Annotated in this window: 17 protein-coding genes; 7 read left to right on the top strand and 10 right to left on the bottom strand. The window is 58.1% G+C overall.

The genetic code is table 11. The features are described from left to right. Nucleotides 1–49: 49 nt before the first annotated feature. Nucleotides 50–427 (bottom strand): hypothetical protein, encoded by a 378-nt coding sequence (locus RYA97_RS20565; protein ID WP_005778170.1) that lies wholly within the window; start codon nucleotides 425–427, stop codon nucleotides 50–52. Nucleotides 428–720: 293 nt separating this feature from the next. Between RYA97_RS20565 and RYA97_RS20560 the strand changes: the two genes are divergently transcribed. The 5 genes from RYA97_RS20560 (at nucleotide 721) to RYA97_RS20540 (ending at nucleotide 8768) form a co-directional block, all read left to right on the top strand. Next, nucleotides 721–1887, top strand: coding sequence for an efflux RND transporter periplasmic adaptor subunit (locus RYA97_RS20560; protein ID WP_117140276.1), 1167 nt, complete (start codon nucleotides 721–723; stop codon nucleotides 1885–1887). Further along, the gene (locus tag RYA97_RS20555) at nucleotides 1884–4988 is read left to right on the top strand and encodes a multidrug efflux RND transporter permease subunit (protein WP_005778166.1); all 3105 of its coding nucleotides are present in this window, start codon (nucleotides 1884–1886) and stop codon (nucleotides 4986–4988) included. The genes RYA97_RS20560 and RYA97_RS20555 overlap by 4 nt, the downstream gene beginning before the upstream one ends. Nucleotides 4989–4998: 10 nt before the next feature. Continuing rightward, nucleotides 4999–5676 carry a heavy metal response regulator transcription factor gene (locus RYA97_RS20550; RefSeq protein ID WP_002552331.1) on the top strand — a complete coding sequence of 226 codons (678 nt, stop codon included), beginning with the start codon at nucleotides 4999–5001 and terminating at the stop codon, nucleotides 5674–5676. After that, on the top strand, nucleotides 5666–7030 hold the full coding sequence (locus RYA97_RS20545) for a heavy metal sensor histidine kinase (RefSeq protein WP_005778164.1): 1365 nt from the start codon (nucleotides 5666–5668) through the stop codon (nucleotides 7028–7030). Before RYA97_RS20550 ends, RYA97_RS20545 begins: the two co-directional genes overlap by 11 nt. A gap of 208 nt (nucleotides 7031–7238) precedes the next feature. Continuing rightward, the gene (locus RYA97_RS20540) at nucleotides 7239–8768 is read left to right on the top strand and encodes a sensor domain-containing diguanylate cyclase (RefSeq protein WP_054078334.1); all 1530 of its coding nucleotides are present in this window, start codon (nucleotides 7239–7241) and stop codon (nucleotides 8766–8768) included. Nucleotides 8769–8836: 68 nt separating this feature from the next. Here RYA97_RS20540 and RYA97_RS20535 read toward each other — a convergent pair whose 3' ends face one another. Next, nucleotides 8837–9316, bottom strand: coding sequence for a PA2169 family four-helix-bundle protein (locus tag RYA97_RS20535; protein ID WP_002552329.1), 480 nt, complete (start codon nucleotides 9314–9316; stop codon nucleotides 8837–8839). 218 nt (nucleotides 9317–9534) lie between these two features. On the opposite strand from RYA97_RS20535, the gene RYA97_RS20530 reads away from it, so the two are divergent. After that, nucleotides 9535–9774, top strand: coding sequence for a DUF3820 family protein (locus RYA97_RS20530; protein ID WP_316893017.1), 240 nt, complete (start codon nucleotides 9535–9537; stop codon nucleotides 9772–9774). 127 nt (nucleotides 9775–9901) lie between these two features. On the opposite strand, the gene RYA97_RS20525 is transcribed toward RYA97_RS20530, so the two are convergent. From RYA97_RS20525 to zwf, 3 genes are read right to left on the bottom strand one after another with little or no spacing between them, the layout of a single operon-like run. Continuing rightward, nucleotides 9902–10576, bottom strand: a complete 675-nt coding sequence (locus tag RYA97_RS20525) for a bifunctional 4-hydroxy-2-oxoglutarate aldolase/2-dehydro-3-deoxy-phosphogluconate aldolase (protein WP_005745831.1) — start codon at nucleotides 10574–10576, stop codon at nucleotides 9902–9904. A gap of 17 nt (nucleotides 10577–10593) precedes the next feature. After that, on the bottom strand, nucleotides 10594–11307 hold the full coding sequence (gene pgl / locus RYA97_RS20520) for a 6-phosphogluconolactonase (protein ID WP_005745830.1): 714 nt from the start codon (nucleotides 11305–11307) through the stop codon (nucleotides 10594–10596). Beyond that, entirely contained in the window at nucleotides 11294–12763 is a 1470-nt protein-coding gene (gene zwf, locus RYA97_RS20515) for a glucose-6-phosphate dehydrogenase (RefSeq protein WP_004656035.1), read from the bottom strand. The genes pgl and zwf overlap by 14 nt, the downstream gene beginning before the upstream one ends. 219 nt (nucleotides 12764–12982) lie before the next feature. Between zwf and RYA97_RS20510 the strand changes: the two genes are divergently transcribed. Next, entirely contained in the window at nucleotides 12983–13849 is an 867-nt protein-coding gene (locus RYA97_RS20510; protein ID WP_002552324.1) for a MurR/RpiR family transcriptional regulator, read from the top strand. A gap of 1008 nt (nucleotides 13850–14857) precedes the next feature. On the opposite strand, the gene RYA97_RS20505 is transcribed toward RYA97_RS20510, so the two are convergent. The 5 genes from RYA97_RS20505 to RYA97_RS20485 all read right to left on the bottom strand — a co-directional run bounded on the left by RYA97_RS20505 (nucleotide 14858) and on the right by RYA97_RS20485 (nucleotide 20245). Beyond that, on the bottom strand, nucleotides 14858–15733 hold the full coding sequence (locus tag RYA97_RS20505; RefSeq protein WP_117140734.1) for a D-hexose-6-phosphate mutarotase: 876 nt from the start codon (nucleotides 15731–15733) through the stop codon (nucleotides 14858–14860). 108 nt (nucleotides 15734–15841) lie between these two features. Then, complete coding sequence (locus RYA97_RS20500) at nucleotides 15842–17203, bottom strand: carbohydrate porin (RefSeq protein ID WP_004656031.1); 1362 nt, start codon at nucleotides 17201–17203, stop codon at nucleotides 15842–15844. Between the two features lie 126 nt (nucleotides 17204–17329). Further along, nucleotides 17330–18496 carry an ABC transporter ATP-binding protein gene (locus tag RYA97_RS20495; RefSeq protein WP_004656029.1) on the bottom strand — a complete coding sequence of 389 codons (1167 nt, stop codon included), beginning with the start codon at nucleotides 18494–18496 and terminating at the stop codon, nucleotides 17330–17332. Between the two features lie 2 nt (nucleotides 18497–18498). Next, complete coding sequence (locus RYA97_RS20490; protein ID WP_004656028.1) at nucleotides 18499–19344, bottom strand: carbohydrate ABC transporter permease; 846 nt, start codon at nucleotides 19342–19344, stop codon at nucleotides 18499–18501. Continuing rightward, nucleotides 19337–20245, bottom strand: a complete 909-nt coding sequence (locus tag RYA97_RS20485; protein WP_004666129.1) for a carbohydrate ABC transporter permease — start codon at nucleotides 20243–20245, stop codon at nucleotides 19337–19339. Before RYA97_RS20485 ends, RYA97_RS20490 begins: the two co-directional genes overlap by 8 nt. Nucleotides 20246–20310 lie beyond the last annotated feature (65 nt).

Below are 20310 nucleotides of genomic sequence, written 5' to 3'. Positions count from 1 at the left end.
ACTTAAGCGTGGGTGACAGTCCGGTCGAAAAAATAATACAGATCTGTATTTATTGATAGCTCAACGTGATGACTCCAGCGCGGGCCTGCAGGGCCTCGCCGTCGGTCTCGGCGACCGGAAGTACCTGATACTGCGCGACAAAGGGCACCGCCTGATCACCACATGCATTGTGTTCAGTGCTCACCTGCATATTGATGCCCGGTGCAACTTGCAAAATACGCGCATGAGCAACAGGCGCATTCACATTAATGTCGGAAATCACGCAACTGCTGTTGACGATACTGCCATGCAACGTCAATGCGCCGTCCTTTGCCCATGAAAAAGCAGGCGCAGCCAGCAAGGGAATCGACACCATGACGGCCCCCAAACCTTGACGAAGAAACAAACACCTCAACATAAATTTCCAGGTCGATTTTTTACTGTTCATGGCGTTCTCCACTTATAGGCTCATACAGTGAGTTAAGTTGATGGGAGAATTAACTGCCAGAAGCCGGCCTAGGAAAATGTAGGAAAACTCTTAGGACTTTATAAACATCTGGACAAATATCTCTTCAACATAGATATCGTCCGTTAGCGGATTTTCTTGACTGCACGCTATGCGCGGTGGAGGCTTCCTGACAAACCTGACAGCTAAAAGTCATTCTGCTGACCGGGTTTGCAGGCTATAAGGAAGCCCTAAAAAAATATTACTCCCGTACCGACATTTGGCGTTTTCTTCATATGCGCAGACAGACCCTGACCGTCACCGCTGTAGTCCTGCTGATAGCCTGCGCGGCCATTGCCGGATGGAAACTGACACGCCCCGCTACACTCCCGAAAAGCTCCGTGACTGCGGTGCCTGTGAAGGTGATCACGGTCAGCATTGAGGACGTACCACGTTTCGTCACAGGTATCGGTTCGGTGCTGTCACTGCAAAGTGTGGTGATCCGTCCTCAGGTAGATGGCGTACTGACGCGCGTGCTGGTCAAGGAAGGTCAACAGGTCAAGGCCGGCGAGTTGCTGGCGACGCTGGAGGATCGATCGATCCGCGCCTCGCTGGAGCAGGCACGCGCGCAGCTGGCGCAGAGCAAGGCGCAGCTTGATGTCGCGCAACTGGACCTGAAGCGCTATCGCCAACTCACTCAGGACAATGGCATTTCGCGCCAGACATTCGATCAGCAGCAGGCACTGGTCAGGCAACTCGAAGCCACGGCGAAAGGCAACGAAGCAAGCATCAACGCCTCACAGGTGCAGCTCTCCTACACCCAGATTCGCTCGCCGGTCACGGGAAGGGTCGGCATCCGCAATGTCGATGAAGGCAACTTCCTGCGCGTCAGCGATGCTACCGGGCTGTTTTCGGTGACACAGATCGACCCGATTGCGGTGGAATTCTCCCTGCCTCAGCAGATGTTACCGACCCTGCAGGGGCTGATTGCCGAGCGTAGCGCTGCGACCGTCAAGGCGTATCAGGGCGACGGTGCGGCCAACGGACTGCTTTTGGGTGAAGGCACGCTTTCGCTGATCGACAATCAGGTTTCGGCAACCACCGGCACGATCCGCGCCAAGGCTCAATTCAAAAACCCCGGCGAACAACTGTGGCCCGGGCAACTGGTCACGGTGAAGATCCAGACCGGTGTCGAACTCAACTCGCTCAAGGTACCGCCACAAGTGGTACAGCGCGGGATCGATCAGCACTTTGTTTATCGACTGACTGCTGATAAAAAAGTGGAAGTGGTACCGGTCAAGGTGCTTTATCAGGACAGCGAGCAGACGTTGATCAGCGGGCCAAACGCCGGAGATGTACTGGTCAGCGACGGCCAGTCGCGGCTGCGGCCGGGGGCAACTGTCGAAGTGGTCAGCGCACCCGCCCCGGATGTGGCAAGCGCGCAAGTGGAGCACGCACAATGAGTGGCCGAGGCTCGGTATCGGCGTGGTGCATCGACCACCCGGTGGCCACCTTGTTATTGACCTTCGCACTGGTACTGCTAGGGGTCATTGCCTTTCCACGACTGCCGATTGCGCCGTTGCCGGAAGCGGAGTTCCCGACCATACAGGTTACCGCGCAGCTGCCCGGTGCCAGCCCGGAAACCATGGCGTCTTCGGTTGCCACACCGCTGGAAGTGCAGTTCAGCGCGATCCCCGGCATGACCCAGATGACCTCCAGCAGCGCGCTGGGGTCCACCAACCTGACGCTGCAATTCACCCTCAACAAAAGCATCGACACTGCCGCCCAGGAAGTCCAGGCCGCCATCAACACTGCGGCGGGACGCCTGCCAGCCGACATGCCGAGCCTGCCGACCTGGCGCAAGGTCAACCCGGCTGACAGTCCGGTGCTGATCCTCAGTGTCAGCTCCAGCCTGATGCCCGGCACGGAGCTGAGCGATGTCACCGAAACCATCCTGGCGCGCCAGCTCAGCCAGATCGAAGGCGTGGGCCAGGTGTTCATCACCGGCCAGCAAAGGCCAGCGATTCGTGTGCAGGCCGCCCCCGAAAAACTGGCCGCGCTGGGGCTGACCCTGGCCGACATTCGCCTGGCGGTGCAACAGACCAGCCTTAACCTGGCCAAAGGTGCCTTATACGGCAAGGACAGCATTTCGACACTGTCGTCCAACGACCAGTTATTCAAGCCGCAGGACTACGCGCAACTGATCGTTTCCTACAAGAACGGCGCCCCCGTCCAGCTCAAGGATGTGGCGCGGGTGGTCGCGGGTTCGGAAAACGCCTACGTCAAGGCCTGGTCCGGCGACCAGCAAGGCGTCAACATCGCTATTTTTCGTCAGCCGGGCGCCAACATTGTCGACACCGTGGACCGCATTCAGCGTGAACTGCCAAGGCTGCAGGAAATGCTCCCGGCCACCGTTGAGGTCTCGGTACTCAACGACCGGACCCGCACCATTCGTGCCTCGCTGCACGAAGTGGAACTGACCCTGATGATCGCAGTGCTGCTGGTGGTGGCGGTCATGGCGCTGTTTCTGCGCCAGCTGTCGGCCACGCTGATCGTCAGCGCGGTGCTCGGGGTATCGCTGATCGCCAGCTTTGCGATGATGTACCTGTTCGGCTTCAGCCTGAACAACCTGACATTGGTAGCCATCGTGGTCGCGGTCGGGTTCGTGGTGGACGACGCTATCGTGGTGGTGGAGAACATCCATCGCCACCTTGAAGCCGGACAAGGCATGCGCGAGGCTGCCATAAAAGGCTCGGGGGAAATCGGTTTTACCGTGGTGTCGATCAGTTTCTCGCTGGTGGCGGCGTTCATCCCGCTGTTGTTCATGGGCGGCGTGGTCGGGCGGCTGTTCAAGGAATTCGCCCTGACCGCCACGGCGACCATTCTGATTTCGGTGGTCGTCTCCCTGACCCTGGCGCCGACCCTTGCGGCATTGTTCATGCGCGCCCCCACGCACAACCCGCATCAGAAGCCGGGCTTCGGTGAACGTTTGCTGGCTTCCTACGAGCGAGGCTTGCGTAAGGCGCTGGCCCATCAGCGACTGATGCTCGGCGTGTTCGGCCTGACCCTGGCGCTTGCGGTGGTCGGCTACATCCTCATACCCAAGGGCTTCTTTCCGGTTCAGGACACTGCTTTTGCACTCGGCACCACCGAGGCCGCTGCCGACATTTCCTACCCGGACATGGTGGAAAAACACCTGCAACTGGCAAAAATCGTCGGTGCAGACCCGGCAGTGCTGGCGTTCTCGCATTCAGTCGGTGTGTCAGGCAGCAACCAGACCATCGCCAACGGTCGCTTCTGGATCTCGCTCAAGCCGCGCTCTGAACGCGATGTGTCGGTCAGTGAGTTCATTGACCGCCTGCGCCCCAAACTGGCAAAGGTCCCCGGCATCGTTCTGTATCTGCGCGCCGGGCAGGACATCAACCTGAGTTCCGGGCCGAGCCGCAGTCAGTATCAGTACGTGCTCAAGAGCAACGACGGCGAATTGCTCAACACCTGGACGCAACGGCTGACTGAAAAGCTGCGTAGCAATCCGGCGTTTCGCGATATGTCCAACGACTTGCAACTGGGCGGCAGCGTCACCCATATCGATATTGATCGCAGTGCTGCCGCGCGATTCGGCCTGACCACCGCCGACGTCGATCAGGCGCTGTACGATGCGTTCGGCCAGCGGCAGATCAGCGAATACCAGACCGAAGTCAACCAGTACAAAGTGATCCTCGAACTGGATGCCCAGCAGCGTGGCAAGGCCGAAAGCCTGGCTTACTTCTACCTGCGCTCACCGCTGACCAATGAAATGGTGCCGCTGTCGGCACTGGCCAAAGTCAGTGCGCCACGCATGGGCCCGCTGTCGATCAGCCACGACGGTATGTTCCCGGCTGCCAACCTGTCATTCAACCTGGCGTCCGGAGTCGCACTGGGCGACGCGGTAAGCATGCTCGATCAGGCCAAGAAAGAGATCGGCATGCCCGCCTCGATCATCGGCAGTTTTCAGGGTGCGGCGCAGGCATTCCAGAGTTCGCTGGCCAACCAGCCGTGGCTGATTCTCGCCGCGCTGGTGGCGGTGTACATCATTCTGGGTGTGCTTTATGAAAGCTTCGTGCACCCGCTGACCATTATCTCCACCCTGCCCTCGGCAGGTATCGGCGCGCTGTTGCTGCTATGGATGATGGGGCAGGACTTCTCGATCATGGCCCTGATCGGCATCGTGCTGCTGATCGGCATCGTCAAGAAGAACGGCATTCTGCTGGTGGACTTTGCCCTGCAAGCGCAGCGTGAGCAGGGCCTGTCGCCACAGGAGGCCATTTATGAGGCCTGCATTACCCGCTTCCGACCGATTATCATGACCACCCTTGCCGCCCTGCTCGGCGCACTGCCGCTGATGCTGGGTTTCGGGGTCGGTGCCGAACTGCGTCAACCGCTGGGTATCGCAGTGGTCGGCGGCCTGCTGGTGAGCCAGATGCTGACCCTGTTCACTACGCCGGTCATTTACCTGCAACTGGAGCAGCTGTTTCATAAACGCCACCCGGCGCCCGCCGCACCCGCGCTGGCCCTTCACAAGTGAGAGTCACCCGATGCGCGTGCTGATTATCGAAGACGAAGAGAAAACCGCAGACTACCTGCGTCGCGGCCTGACCGAACAGGGCTACGCCGTCGACGTGGCGCGCGATGGCATCGAAGGTCTGCACCTGGCGCTGGAGAACGACCACGCGATCATCATTCTTGATGTGATGTTGCCCGGCCTGGACGGCTTTGGCGTGTTGCGTGCGTTACGTGCGCGCAAGCAGACGCCCGTCATCATGCTGACCGCTCGCGAGCAGGTCGATGACCGCATTCGCGGCCTGCGCGAAGGTGCCGATGACTATCTCGGCAAACCGTTTTCCTTTCTGGAACTGGTCGCCCGCCTGCAGGCCCTGACCCGCCGCAGCGGCGGCCACGAACCGGTGCAGATCACCATCGCCGACCTGTGGATCGACCTGATCAGCCGCAAGGCGACCCGCGCCGGAATGCGTCTGGACCTGACCGCCAAGGAGTTTTCGCTGCTCAGCGTGCTGGCCAGACGCCAGGGCGACATCCTCTCCAAGACATCAATCGCCGAGATGGTCTGGGACATCAACTTCGACAGTGATACCAACGTGGTCGAAGTCGCGATCAAACGCTTGCGGGCCAAGCTGGACGGTCCTCACGAACACAAACTGCTGCACACCATTCGTGGCATGGGCTACGTGCTGGAGAACCGCAGTGCGGGTTGATTCGATCGCCCTGCGCCTCAGCGGGCTGTTCGCGCTGGTGGCACTGGTGGTATTCCTGCTGATCGGCTGGGCCTTGTACCTGCAGGTCGATAAGAGCCTGGACCTGTTGCCGCGTGCCGAAGTCGATGCGCGCTACAGTGTTCTGGAATCGGCTGTCGGACGTTTCGGCAACCCGGAGCACTGGGGCAAGATCAAGGCAAAACTGGAGTTGCTCAGCGAGGAAGACAAGCGCTTGCGTTTCTGGGTAGTCAGCGACAACCCGCTGTACGAATTCGGCAACCCGGACGCGAACATTCGTCGTTTCGCGCAAGGCGCACCGGGTATGCATGACCTGAAGCTGGCCGATCACCCGTTCGCATTCAAGGTGCTAGTCAGCGAATTCCCGGCCAAGGAACAGCGCCCGGCACTGCGTTTTCTGACCGCCATCGATACCGAGACATTCTGGCATACCCAACACTCGCTGCTGGTCGCGCTGATCAGCCTGGCCACGCTGGGTATTTTGCTGGCTTCGGTGCTTGGTTACTGGGTCGCGCGTATTGGCCTGCGTCCTTTGACCAGCCTATCGCAGGAAGTCCAGAAGCTCGCCCCGCCACGGCTGTCCGGACGCTTGCAGCTGTCGCCGCTGCCACCGGAGCTTGAACAGTTCGTAGCCTCGTTCAACTCCACGCTGGAACGGGTCGAGCAGGCCTACTCCAGGCTCGAGTCGTTCAATGCCGATGTGGCGCACGAGCTTCGCTCACCGCTGACCAACCTGATCGGCCAAACCCAGGTGGCGCTGACCCGCGGCCGCTCTGCCGAGCATTATTTCGAGGTGTTGCAATCAAACCTCGAAGAGCTTGAGCGTTTGCGCTCGATTATTAATGACATGCTGTTTCTGGCCAGCGCGGATCAGGGCACCAAGGTCAAAGCACAGACCTGCGCGTCACTGGCAGACGAAGTCGCCACCACGCTGGATTACCTGGATTTCATTCTGGAAGATGCCCACGTACAAGTCCGGGTTCAGGGCGACGCCAGCGCGCCGATTGAAAAGCCCCACTTGCGCCGCGCGTTGATCAACCTGCTGCACAACGCCGTGCAACATACCGACGCCGGTCAGGTCATTGAGGTAACTATCGAGTCGCGCGATGCCGATGTGAGTATCAGCGTGACCAATCCTGGCGTGCAGATAGCCCCGGAACATTTGCCCAGGCTGTTCGAGCGTTTTTATCGGGTCGATGCCTCACGCAGCAACAGCGGCGCCAATCATGGCCTGGGGCTGGCCATCGTCAAGGCCATTGCATTGATGCACGGCGGCACCGTGTTCGTAAACAGCGATAACGGTGTCAATACGTTCGGCATACAGCTGCCTCGCTGATCCCTTCAAGAAATAAATTACTCCCCCTGTTTTTTACAGTCGTCCGTGTGCGTCTGTTCGCATCATTTTAAATACACTTGCTTTATTCACATTCCATTCATATGAGGCTATAAGGAGCGTGCTATACACCCAGCATTAAAATCATAAAAATAATGATAACTGTCTTAACCATTTATCAAGATTCATTCGTCTGCAGGTAGAACAACCAATGATGTTGTTTGCGTCATCTCGGCAAGACCGGCTCAAATGGACCCGACCGGAACTCATGCTGATCTTTGGCAGTTCACTGTCAATGTTCGCCATACTGGGGATTGTGGCGTCTTTACTGGCCCGAGAGCGTGACGACGCAGCGCAGACTGCAGCGCGTGCGGCGGCCAATATCGTGCAATTGATTGATGCCGACGTCATGCATAACGCAGAGCTCTACGACTCTTCCCTGCAAGGCATGATCAGCGCATGGCAGCGTCCGGACCTTCAGGACCTGTCACCTGAACTGCGACAACTTGTCCTGTTTGATCGCTCCACTGCGGCGTCTTTCAAAGGCGATCTGGTATTGCTCGATAACAAGGGCGCCATCCTGGCTGACTCACTGTCCGTCATCCCTCGAAACGACAACTTCTCCGACCGCTCCTATTTCAAAGACCACAAGGCGGACCCTTCGCTGGGTCTGCACGTCAGTGCACCGTACAAAAGCCGTTGGGGTTACAAGGACTGGTGCATCAGTTTCAGCCGTCGCATGTCAGGCCCCAATGGAGAGTTCACCGGAATGGTAAGTGCGGCCATGCGACTGGTGTATTTCAAACACTTGTTCATGAGCCAGAATCTGGGTGTCGGCAGCAGTATCAACCTGATCAATACCGCAGGCATCCTGATCGTCCGCTACCCCGATCTGGAGGGCGAAGACCTGATCGGCAAGGACTACAGCCACAGCCCCAACTTTCAGCGCATTCTTCAAGAAGGAGATGGCAGCTTTGCTGCCATGTCGACGCAGTTGAACGCTCGTCGGCTGTATACGTTTTCCCGGGTCGGCAATCTGCCGCTGGTTGTCGTGATTGGTCAGTCCGAGGATGAGGTGTATGCCGTATGGCGGCGCAACGCCTGGCTGGTCGGCTCCGCTACCAGCGTACTGTGTCTCGGAATCCTGTGGCTGACATGGCTGCTGTGTCGCGAGTTACGACGACGCCATCGCGCTGAGGATGCACTGGCCAGCCTGGCTGCAACGGACGGTTTGACAGGGCTCGATAATCGTCGCCAGCTTGACGAAGCCATGGAAACCGAATGGGCGCGGGCACAGCGCTCAGGCAAACAGCTGTCTTTACTGATGATCGACGTAGACCATTTCAAGGCATTCAACGAGCGTCATGGTCATCAAGGCGGTGACGAAGCACTGCGCCTGATTGCACAAACCATCTCCTTCAATATCCGTCGCCCCGGCGACCGGGTTGCACGCTATGGCGGCGAGGAGTTTGTGGTAGTGCTGCCGGAAACCGACTTGCCGGGAGCCATGATGATTGCCGAACAGATCCGCAAGGCAGCTGAATCACTGCCGCTGTTTCCGGGTGCACAACAGCCCATAACCGTGAGTATCGGTGTCGTTTCAGAGATGGTGCGTCAGGGAGACAAACTGGAGGCGTTTTTCGGAATAGCCGACAAGGCGCTTTATCAGGCCAAACACAAGGGTCGTAACCGTGTAGAGCATCGCAGTTCGGTTGCCAGAGAGATGACCGACCAGCTTTGATGAGCTACCCACGGACATAAAAAAACGCCAGACTGGCTGGCGTTTTCGGCTACCGCTGCAACATCGAATTACGATGCGGCGTGGGCTGCACGTGCTGCGTCACGCAGTGCTTTTACTTTGTCGTGGTTGGCCAGAACGCCAGCCTGCTGCTTTTCAATCAGCGCGATAACGTTAGGGGAAACGTTCTTGGCACGGGCTTTTTCCAGCGCTTCGCGATAGGCCTTCTTGGCGACGTCTTCGCCTTTTTCGACTTCTTCCAGTACAGCCTTGTCGTCATCCGAAGTCACCATCGACTTCAGGTTGACCCATGCACGATGTAGTGCGCCAGACACGCTGGAAGAATCTTCAGGCTTGCCACCCAGTGCGGTCACTTCAGCTTGCAGTTCACGAACGGCTGCAGCCACCTCAGTGGAGCGATTGGCAAGGAACGACTTTACCTGAGCGCTTTTTGCGTGTTCTGCGCTGGTACGGAAACCTTCTTCACCGTCTTTGCTGGTTTCGATCAGGTCATTCAGGATAGAGATCGTTTCTTTGTTGATATCAGTCATTTGATAATTTCCTAATGGCAGGTTGATACGAAAGTGTTCGATGTATAGGTAATTGCAGACACCGTGCCAGTTTTTGATATGAGAATAATTGTTTAAAATCAATTAGTTACGAAATTTTCACAATTGGCTGTTCGTGACTTCTGCATGATCTGTCGTTTGGCCTGCATGCAGAATGCACGTATCGTGATGTTCGACATGTATTGATGGGAGGCTTGCAGGTGAACCCGGAGAAACTCAGGTTATTGGTGACGCAGGAAATGCCATTTGGCAAATATAAAGGACGGCTGATCGCCGATTTGCCAGGTCATTATCTGAACTGGTTCGCGCGAGAAGGCTTTCCGAAAGGTGAACTGGGAGGTTTGCTGGCATTGATGCAGGAAATCGATCACAACGGCCTTGGCGCGCTATTGGACCCATTGCGCACACGTCCGCGTCAGTCGTTCAAGGGCAAGGAATAAACAAAGAGGCGGTCCGGGGAGAAAAAAACGGTGCTCCGGACCAGGGAGCACCGAAAAGCCATACAACCAACAACAACTTCCTTGCCGGAGTCAGCCGCAAAGGCGGCTGACTCCGAAATCCTGAAAATCAGTCAAACAACGCCATTGCCTGCGCAGTGGCTTCCTGTATGCGGCCCCAATCGCCATTCTTGACCCAGGCGTTATCAATCATCCAGGTCCCGCCCACGCACATGACGTTGGACAAGGCCATGTAGCTCTTCAGGTTCTGCTCGTTGACGCCGCCAGTCGGGCAGAAACGCACCTCATTGAAAGGTCCGCCCAGGGCTTTGATTGCCGCCACACCGCCGCTGATCTCGGCCGGAAACAGCTTGAAGCGGCGATAGCCCATGGCATAACCGATCATGATTTCCGAAGCACTGCTGACGCCCGGCAAAAGGGGCAACGGGCTGTCGACTGCGGCTTGCAGCAGGTCTTGCGTGCTGCCAGGGGTCACAATGAACTGCGAACCTGCCGCCTCGGCGTCCGCCAGCATCTTGCGGTCCAGAATGGTGCCGGCGCCCACACACAGCTCCGGGCGCTGCTCACGCAGAATACGGATGGCGCTTAGACCGAACGCCGAGCGAAGCGTAACTTCCAGTGCAGTCATGCCGCCAGCGGCCAGAGCATCGGCCAGAGGCAGCACATCCTGGTCACGGGCAATGGTGATGACAGGCAGAATCTTTGCCTTGGCGCAGAGTTCGTCAATCTGGGCAATCTTGTTCGCCATGCTGATGAGCGGCTGATTATTTTCGTTCTGTGTCATGGCGACGTTTCCTTTGCTTATGGGCACCAGTAAATCTCGAGAGACGGGTTGAGAAACGCACGCACCGGCATCTCGGCGAGGTCATCGCCCGCCAGCGCGGTGCGCAGGGTGTCGAGTTTGGCCTGACCGGACACCGACAGGATCGGCGAACGTGCCGACGCCAACAGGCGGCGGGTCAGGGTCAGGCGCTGATGCGGCACGCTCGGTGCGAGCATCGGCAGGCAGCGGCGCTCACCTTGCAGATCAAGGGCTTCTTTCAGGTTCGGGCTACCAGGGAACAGCGACGCGGTATGCCCGTCGTCGCCCATGCCCAAAATCAATACATCAATCGGTGGCAGCTCGGCCAGCGCCTGATCGGCAGCCAGCGCTGCCTCCTCGACACTGCCCGCCACGCTGTACAACCCCAGAAACTTCGCCTTCGCCACAGGACCCTGCATCAAGTGGCGCTGCAGCAGGCCCGCATTGCTGTCGGCATGCTCGGTCGGCACGAAACGCTCGTCAGCCAGGCTAATGACTACTTTCGACCAGTCCAGCGGCTGCACGGCCAGGCTCTGGAAAAAGGCCACCGGACTGCGACCACCGGACACCACCAGGGTCGCCAGACCGTTTTCGCCAATTGCCTGCTTCAGGCGCTCGGCGGCGTTGGCAGCCAGCGCATCAGCCAGTTGCTGCGGTGTGTCGAAATCACGTGCTACCAGCCCTGCTGGCAGCTCAAGGTCACATATCGCCATACCAGGATCTCCCGTCACGAGTAATCAGGGCAATGGAGCTCATTGGCCCCCAGGTTCCGGCCGGATAAGGCTTGGGCGCATCGCCCGCCTTCTTCCAGCCAGCGATCAACTGATCGCACCATTGCCAGGCGTACTCGATTTCATCTTTGCGGACAAACAGGTTCTGATTGCCACGCATGACTTCCAGCAACAACCGCTCATAAGCGTCGGGGACACGAGCGCTGCGGTAGGTGTCGGAAAAATTCAGTTGCAAGGGCCCGCTGCGCAGCTGCATGCCTTTGTCCAGCCCCTGGTCCTTGGTCATCACCTGCAAGGAAATACCTTCGTCGGGCTGCAGGCGAATGATCAGGCGGTTGCTGATCTGCAAACGTTGTTCAGGCGCGAAGATGTAGTGCGGCGGCTCTTTGAAATGGATCACGATCTGCGACATTTTCTGCGGCATGCGCTTGCCGGTACGCAGATAAAACGGCGTACCCGACCAGCGCCAGTTGCGGATATCGGCACGCAGCGCGACGAAGGTTTCAGTATCGCTCTGGGTGTTGGAGTTCTCTTCCTCCAGATAACCCGGCACCGCCTTGCCTTCGCTGTAGCCAGCGGTGTACTGGCCACGCACCACCTGGGTCGCCAGACGCTCGGGCGTGAACGGTGCCAGCGCCTTGAGCACCTTGACCTTCTCGTCGCGAATACTGTCTGCCGACAGATCGCTGGGCGGGTCCATGGCGATCAGGCAAAGCAGTTGCAGCAAGTGGTTCTGAATCATGTCGCGCAATTGACCGGCCTGATCGAAGTAGCCCCAACGGCCCTCGATACCGACCTTCTCGGCAACCGTGATTTCCACATGAGAAATATGGTTCTGGTTCCACTGGGTTTCGAACAGGCTGTTGGCGAAACGCAGGGCAATAAGGTTCTGTACCGTGTCCTTGCCCAGATAGTGGTCGATACGATAGACGCGGTTTTCCGGGAAGAACTGCGCCACCGCATCGTTAACCCGGCGCGAAGAAGCCAGGTCGTGGCCAATGGGTTTTTCCAGGACGGCGCGAGTTCGCTCGGCCAGATTGACCGAAGCGAGGTTCTCGCAGATTGCGCCGTAGACCGAGGCCGGGGTGGCGAAATAGGCGATCAGGGTTTCCGCAGTGCCGACGCGTTCGGCAAGCGCGACGTAGTCCTCAGCCTTGAGGAAGTCGACATGCAGGTAGCTGAGGCGCGCCAGAAACCGGCCCAGGTTGTCGGGCTCGAGTTCGGCCTCGGGAATGAAGCGGCGCATGGATTTTTCGATATACGCCAGATGCGACTGTTCGTCGCCGGGTTCACGCGCCAGGGCAAGAATTTTTGTGTCTTCGTGCAGCAGTCCAGCGCGATCAAGCTGATAAAGAGCCGGGAACAGCTTGCGTACCGCCAGGTCCCCCAGGGCACCAAACAGGGCAAATGTGCACGGTTCAACCGTAATCAAGGGCATAATTTTGGTTCTTTTATCAAGTTAGGCTACAAATACCTTTTTTAAAGGCGTTACTCAAGGCCATATGTAGTAATAACCACAACATTCTGCCTAAAAGCATATTCCAGTGGTGATCAACACAGGCCCTCAGTACGATAGGCCACCTTTGCTACAGGCTAAAGAGCTAAAAAAAGCTCAGGCCAAAACCGTTGGTGAATCAGCCCCCGACAAGGACTTTGAATGGACCGCGTAAGAAACCTCCTGGAGCAAATCCAGGGCCGACTCGATGAGTTGAACAAGGCCGAGCGCAAGGTGGCCGAAGTGATCCTGCTCAACCCGCAGATGGCAACGCGGCTGAGCATTGCAGCGCTTGCCCAGGCCGCCAAGGTCAGCGAACCGACGGTCAACCGCTTCTGCCGTTCGTTCAGCGTCAGCGGTTATCCGGAGCTCAAACTGCAACTGGCCCAGAGCCTGGCAAGCGGCGCAGCCTATGTCAGCCGCGCTGTGGAAGCCGACGACAATCCCGAGGCCTATACCCAGAAGATTTTCGGTAGCGCCATTGCTTCGCTCGACAGCGCATGCCAGCAACTGGACCCGGCGCTGATCAGCAAGTCCGTGGACATGCTGATCCAGGCACGGCAGATCCACTTTTTCGGGCTGGGTGCCTCGGCGCCGGTGGCGCTTGATGCGCAGCACAAATTCTTCCGTTTCAACCTGGCGGTCACGGCGCATGCCGATGTGCTGATGCAACGGATGATTGCGTCGGTGGCCCATACCGGCGAATTGTTCGTGATCATTTCCTACACCGGGCGCACGCGCGAGCTGGTGGAAGTGGCCCGCATCGCCCGTGCAAATGGCGCTTCGGTGCTGGGCCTGACCGCCGCTGGCTCGCCACTGGCGCAGGCCAGCACTGTGAGCCTGAACATTCCATTGCCGGAAGACACCGACATCTACATGCCGATGACCTCGCGGATCATCCAGCTCACCGTTCTCGATGTGTTGGCCACCGGCATGACCCTGCGCCGCGGCGTCGACTTCCAGCCGCACCTGCGCAAGATCAAGGAAAGCCTGAATGACAGCCGCTATCCGATCGAGGATCAGGGCTGACTGGGTGTCGTTGACTATCGTTCACTCTGCGTAGTAATGCCTTTCGTGACGCTCTGCGTCACACAGCGGTTCTGTGACTTCAGGTGAATTGGTGTTCGGCTCAGATTCTCGTTCCCACGCTCCGCGTGGTAATGCCTTTCGTGACGCTCTGCGTCACACAGTTCTGCGATTCAGCGAGATTCAGGCTCGACTTGAGTCATCTTTTCGCCCCTCGGCGAGTTACTTTGATGGGGCCAAAGTAACCAAATCCCCTCGCTCCTGTTTCCGGCCCGACTTCGTCGGGTTCCTTCGCCCTGGCGCTGATCCGGGGGTCGCCGCAACGGGCCATCCTTGGCCCGATGCGGCTTGCTCGGCGTCCTGCCTCGCATCCCCCGGATCAGCGCCAGGACTCAGCCGTCACTAACGTCGCACTCTGCGTTGTCTGTGTCATCGTGGTTGAAAAGCGCTTAGAGCAGTTTGTTAAAGGCACGATTCAGATATCACTATCTGTGACATCAAATGGATTGGTGTTCGACTCAGATTCTCGTTCCCACGCTCCGCGTGGTAATGCCTTTCGTGACGCTCTGCGTCACACAGTTCTGCGATTTAGTGAGATTTCGGCTCGACTCGATTACCTTTTCGCCCCTCGGCGAGTTACTTTGATGGGGCCAAAGTAACCAAATCCCCTCGCTCCTGTTTCCGGCCCGACTTCGTCGGGTTCCTTCGCCCTGTCACTGATCCGGGGGTCGCCGCAACGGGCCATCCTTGGCCCGATGCGGCTTGCTCGGCGTCCTGCCTCGCATCCCCCGGATCAGCGCCAGGACTCAGCCGTCACTAACGTCGCACTCTGCGTTGTCTGTGTCATCGTGGTTGAAAAGCGCTTAGAGCAGTTTGGTTAAAGGCACGATTCAGATATCACTATCGTGCCGACGCTCCGCGTCGGCATGCAGTTCGTGACGCTCCGCGTCACACAGCGGTTTTGTGATCTCAGGTGGACCCGTGCAGAGCGCGACGGGAAGACGATACAACTCACCCCGCCAGGCTGGCTTGCAGTTTGAGCTGCACCTGTTCTCCAGGCTGCAGGCTGAAGGCGTCGCCGGAAGCCGAAGCGGCTTCCACGCGCACAAAGCCTGCGGTCTCGCTGCCACACACCCCCAGTAGCGGTCTGTTGCCGGGGTGCCAGACCACGGTATTGACGCTGTCACCGGTGTCGATGTTCAGTCTGCGCTGCCAGGTCGAGTCCTGCAGTTGCAGGGCTCCCGCATGTTCGAAAACTCGCTGGCAGCCGCCTGCCACACGCAATTCGCCATGTTGCTGGCAGACCTGTCGGCTGAGTTCGTCATAACCCTGCGCCCCATCAAGGCCCTCAAGCGCGACTTCAGCCACATCGCCAATCCGCCAGTACGCATGCAGCGCATGACTGAAATGACACGGCTCACTGTCCTCGTGGCGGGTGCTCAGACGCAACTCCATGCCCTGCCCCAGTTCGGCATGCAGATCGACCTGCCAGTCCCACAGTTGCAAGCGCCAGTGCAGGCTGACGCCCTTTTCGCTCTCGCTGCTGTCGATCAGTTTCCAGTCCAGCAAGCGCCCCCAGCCGTGTGCCGGCCAGCCGCTTTCACCGGGGTGTCGGCCGTACCAGGGCCAGCACACTGGCACGCCACCCCGAATCGCCCCCACCTGCGGCCATTGTGCAGCGCACCAGAGCCACGGTTTCTGGCCTTGCGGCTGAAAATGCAGCAACTGCGCGCCCTGGCGACTGAAGACCGCCTGACACTGCGGATGATCGATAACCAGTACATCGCGCAGCTGGTGACGCTCCCACTCGAAAGTGGGTCTGGCACGTCGGGATCGGAAGAAGCGTTGCAATGGATGTTCAGGCAGTTGCGCGTCGAGAGAGGTCATCGCCAATCGCGTCCCTGAAAAATAAAAGGATCAAGCCAAAAAAAACGGGCAGCCAGGCTGCCCGCAAAGCACACACGACCTTTGATCGCGTTACGCGTCAATCAGTAATCAGAACTTCGACTGGATCTTGATGCCCGCCACAATTGCGTCATCAACCTGATCTACACCGCCAGGGTGCTTGACGTACTGCAGGTTGGGACGCACGGTCAGCCAGTTGGTGACGTGGAAGCCGTAGTAGATTTCCGAGTTGTACTCAGTGCTCTGGACCGGCAGGTAGCCAGGGTTGTCGTAGTCGTTGATGCCGCTGATCTGGTTGGCCAGACGCACGCGATCCTGCACATCGTCGTTGACGTGAATACGGGCGATACCGATACCGATGTCATCTTTCGGACGCGAGTTGAACGGACCTTTGTACGTGAAACCGATCTGCTGGTAGTTATCGACGAAGTTGGTGGCCTTGTCATGCACGGTAGCATTGGCAAAAATGCTCAGGCCGCGCGATGCATCGCCATCGTGAGTAGTCAGCTGTTGCTGAGCAACAACCCACCAGCCGTGCTTGCTGTCATGCGACTTGAACGCAGCGCCGGTAGCTGCCTGTGGCTGACCGTTAACGTCTTCATAGACATCGTCGGCGTTGGGCGTGCTCTTGTAGAAGCCGACACGGTATTCACCGGGCAACGAATTGACGGTCGGGGTCCAGACCAGTTCAACCGGCAGGATCATACCTTTGGTGCCGCTGCCGCTGAGTTTGAAGCCGTTGCCGGTTTCGAGGTTGGACGGGTTCTGCTCGTAGACGCCGACCTGTGCGTACACTTCCGGCGTGATGTTGTACTTCACGCGCAAGGCCCACTGGCTGATTGGCCAGTTGTACCAGGTGTTCACATAGTTACCGACCTGCGAGCCGCAGAACGACAGGTTCTGGAAATCGCAAGGGAAGCTGTTGAAGTCTTCGCCCGGTCCGAAACGACCAGCCTTGACGTCCAGCGCGCCGTCAAAGTACTTCTGCTTGATCCACATTTGCGTCAGACGCCAGGTCTGGCCGCGACCCCAGACTTCCTGGGAGGAACTGAGGGTACCGGCACGAGGGTCGCCGATCCGGTCGTTGGAGATGTTGCGCCCGCTACGTTCGGTGATTGCCAGCTTGAACTCTGCGTCCTGCCAGCCGAAAGCCTTCTGCAAATCGACTTTCATGCCCAGCGCGAACTGGTCGCTGTAGCGGCCGGTCTTGTCGTCGTTGTAACCGCCCTTGATGTTGCTGGCCATCTCGGAAACGTATTCCAGCGAGAAGTCATAGCCCTTGTCGAGCAGTTCGGTACGCTTGCCGTTCCAGTCGCCAGTCATCCACGGTGAATCGGCAGAAAATGCGTCGGCCGCATGAACGCTGCCTGCCAGCCCCATCGCACCCAACACCGACAGCGTGCTTACCAACTGGAACCGGGAAAGCGATTTACCTTTGTTGATCTTCTTCATCCCATCAATCCTCGTTTTATTGTTATTAGCTTTGGTAGACGTTTTGCTTCATTCACTGCTTCGTTTTCGCCGGTCGGCCGCTTCATTGTGGCAGTAGACAGCCGGCCAGCGATGCTCGGTGCTGAATCAATTTATCACTTGCGGCTCAACTGGAACATTGTTTGCCCGTTCAGCCAAAGGTGGTGTTCCCAGAACCCCAAGACGCTCACCGCTCTGAGCATCGAAAATCAGCACCCTGGAAGGGTCGAACTGCAGGGTCAGACTTTCGCCCACCTGCGGTGCGACATCCGGCGCAAGGCGACAGCAGACCTTGCTCTGATTGAGCGTGACGAACACCAGCGTGTCCGGCCCGGTAGGCTCGGTCACCTGGACCTCGGCACGGATGGTCGGCATGCCATTCGACTCAGCGCCAGCAAGCATAATCTGTTCCGGCCGGATACCGAGAATGATTTCTCGATCTTCCAGCCCGGCATCGGATACGCCGACCGGCAGCTCGCAACGCGCCTGACCACTGTCGAGCAGCGCAATCAATTGGCCATCCTTGCGTTGCAGACGCAGCGGGATGAAGTTCATCGGCGGCGAACCGATGAAACTGGCGACGAACAGGTTGGCCGGATCGGTGTAAATCTGCTTGGGCGTACCGAATTGCTGAACGATACCGTCCTTCATGACCGCGACCTTGTCGCCCAGCGTCATGGCCTCGATCTGATCATGGGTCACATAGACGGTGGTGGTTTTAAGGCGCTGGTGCATCAGTTTCATTTCGGTACGCATCTCGACGCGCAACTTGGCGTCGAGGTTGGACAACGGCTCATCGAACAGGTAGATCTTCGGCCGCCGCGCCAAGGCACGACCCATCGCGACACGCTGCTGCTGGCCACCGGACATCTGGCCCGGCTTGCGATTGAGCAAGTGCTCGATCTGCAACAGCTTGGCTACGCGAGCCACTTCCGCGTCGATGTCGGCTTGCGGCATCTTGCGGATTTTCAAACCGAACGCGATATTTTCACGCACGCTCATGGTCGGATAAAGGGCATAGGACTGAAAGACCATCGCGATGTCGCGGTCCTTGGGGCTGGTGCTGCTGACGTCCTGGCCATCGATGAGAATCTCACCGCCGCTGATGCTTTCCAGACCGGCAATGCAGTTCATCAAGGTGGATTTGCCACAGCCGGAAGGGCCGACCAGAATCAGAAACTCGCCATCCTTGATCGACAGGTCGATGTTCTTGAGCGTGTCCGGCAAGTTGCTGCCGTAGGTCTTGTTGACGTTGCGTAATTCGAGAGTCGCCATGATTACCCCTTGACCGCGCCGGCCGTGAGCCCACGCAGGAAATACTTGCCAGCCAGTACGTAGACCAGCAGTGTCGGCAGGCCGGCAATCATCGCCGCCGCCATGTCAACGTTGTATTCCTTGGCACCTGTGCTGGTGTTGACCAGATTGTTCAGGGCCACGGTGATCGGCTGAGACTCACCACTGGAGAACACAACGCCAAACAGGAAATCGTTCCATATCTGTGTGAACTGCCAGATAAGGCAGACCATCACGATGGGCGTGGACATCGGCAGAATGATGCGCCCGAAGATGGTGAAAAACCCGGCACCGTCCAGCCGTGCAGCCTTGACCAGCGCATCAGGAATGCTGACGTAGTAGTTACGGAAGAATAGCGTGGTGAACGCCAGCCCGTAGACCACATGCACAAACACCAGCCCGGTGGTCGTACTGGCCAGGCCCATTTTGCCCAGCGTAAAGGAAGCCGGCAGCAGAACAGTCTGAAACGGCAGGAAGCAACCAAACAGCAACAGACCGAAGAACAGCTGCGAACCCTTGAAGCGCCACATCGACAATACATAGCCATTGAGCGCGCCAATGGCGGTGGAAATAATGACTGCCGGAACGGTTATTTTTATCGAGTTCCAAAAATAACCATCTACCAGGTCCCAGGCCTTTATCCAGCCAATTGCGGTGATCACACTTGGCCAGCTCAGCAGGTTGCCGGTGCCGATGTCTTCGGGGGTCTTGAAGCTGGTGAACAGCATCACCACCAGCGGTACCAGATAAATCAGACAGGCCAGTATCAGCACGGCGTAAATCAGAATACGACTGAAGCTGATGCCCGGTTTGCCAACATGACTAGTCATGGCGTTTGGTCCTCAGCTCGGAATACAGGTACGGCACCAGAATCGCCAGGATCGCGCCGAGCATCAGAATCGCACTGGCCGAGCCCATGCCCATCTGGCCGCGGCTAAAGGTGAAGGAGTACATGAACATCGCAGGCAGGTCGGATGAGTAACCGGGGCCACCGGCAGTCATAGCAGCCACCAGATCGAAGCTCTTGATGGCAATGTGCGCAAGGATCATCACGGCACTGAAAAACACCGGACGCAGGCTTGGCAACACAACGCGCCAGTAGATCATCGGCAAACTCGCGCCATCCATCTGCGCAGCGCGAATGATCGATTGATCGACGCCACGCAGGCCCGCCAGAAACAACGCCATGACAAAGCCGGAAGACTGCCACACCGCAGCAATGACCAGGCAGTAAACAACGCGGTCCGGGTCGATCAGCCAGTCGAGACGAAAACCTTCCCAGCCCCAGTCACGCAGCATCTTGTCCAGGCCCAGGCCAGGGTTGAGCAGCCACTTCCACGCCGTACCGGTGACGATCATCGACAGTGCCATCGGGTACAGGTAAATGGTGCGGATCATGCCCTCACGACGGATCCGCTGGTCCAGCAGGACGGCCAGCAGAACACCGATCACCAGGCTGATGGCAATGAACATCCCGCCAAACACCGCAAGGTTCTTGCTTGCCACCCACCAGCGATCGTTGTCCATCAGGCGTGCGTATTGCGCCAGACCGACCCATTTGTAGGACGGCAGAAACGTCGAGTTGGTAAACGAAAGCGCGAATGTCCAGAGGATGTAGCCATAGAAACCCACCAGCACGATGAACATGCTGGGTGCCAGCACCAGTTTTGGTAGCCAGCGTTGCAGCGCATCCATTGGCGAGGCTTTGCTGATCGCAGCGACAGAGCTCATCGGGAGTATCCCATCCGGTGTATCGAATCCAGGCCGCAGCCGCGGGTGAAATCAACAAATGATTT

The sequence above is a fragment of the Pseudomonas syringae group sp. 26L6 genome, from assembly GCF_032587815.1.
Classification (GTDB): domain Bacteria; phylum Pseudomonadota; class Gammaproteobacteria; order Pseudomonadales; family Pseudomonadaceae; genus Aquipseudomonas; species Aquipseudomonas amygdali.
Note: the sequence above shows the minus strand (reverse complement) of the source record. Positions and strands in the feature narration are given on the sequence as shown.

Bases quoted from the DNA above. Each gene is read 5' to 3' on its own strand.
- RYA97_RS20565 (WP_005778170.1), bottom strand. From the start codon at position 427: ATGAACAGTAAAAAATCGACCTGGAAATTTATGTTGAGGTGTTTGTTT.
- RYA97_RS20560 (WP_117140276.1), top strand. From the start codon at position 721: ATGCGCAGACAGACCCTGACCGTCACCGCTGTAGTCCTGCTGATAGCC.
- RYA97_RS20555 (WP_005778166.1), top strand. From the start codon at position 1,884: ATGAGTGGCCGAGGCTCGGTATCGGCGTGGTGCATCGACCACCCGGTG.
- RYA97_RS20550 (WP_002552331.1), top strand. From the start codon at position 4,999: ATGCGCGTGCTGATTATCGAAGACGAAGAGAAAACCGCAGACTACCTG.
- RYA97_RS20540 (WP_054078334.1), top strand. From the start codon at position 7,239: ATGATGTTGTTTGCGTCATCTCGGCAAGACCGGCTCAAATGGACCCGA.
- RYA97_RS20535 (WP_002552329.1), bottom strand. From the start codon at position 9,316: ATGACTGATATCAACAAAGAAACGATCTCTATCCTGAATGACCTGATC.
- RYA97_RS20525 (WP_005745831.1), bottom strand. From the start codon at position 10,576: ATGACACAGAACGAAAATAATCAGCCGCTCATCAGCATGGCGAACAAG.
- pgl (WP_005745830.1), bottom strand. From the start codon at position 11,307: ATGGCGATATGTGACCTTGAGCTGCCAGCAGGGCTGGTAGCACGTGAT.
- zwf (WP_004656035.1), bottom strand. From the start codon at position 12,763: ATGCCCTTGATTACGGTTGAACCGTGCACATTTGCCCTGTTTGGTGCC.
- RYA97_RS20510 (WP_002552324.1), top strand. From the start codon at position 12,983: ATGGACCGCGTAAGAAACCTCCTGGAGCAAATCCAGGGCCGACTCGAT.
- RYA97_RS20505 (WP_117140734.1), bottom strand. From the start codon at position 15,733: ATGACCTCTCTCGACGCGCAACTGCCTGAACATCCATTGCAACGCTTC.
- RYA97_RS20500 (WP_004656031.1), bottom strand. From the start codon at position 17,203: ATGAAGAAGATCAACAAAGGTAAATCGCTTTCCCGGTTCCAGTTGGTA.
- RYA97_RS20495 (WP_004656029.1), bottom strand. From the start codon at position 18,496: ATGGCGACTCTCGAATTACGCAACGTCAACAAGACCTACGGCAGCAAC.
- RYA97_RS20490 (WP_004656028.1), bottom strand. From the start codon at position 19,344: ATGACTAGTCATGTTGGCAAACCGGGCATCAGCTTCAGTCGTATTCTG.
- RYA97_RS20485 (WP_004666129.1), bottom strand. From the start codon at position 20,245: ATGAGCTCTGTCGCTGCGATCAGCAAAGCCTCGCCAATGGATGCGCTG.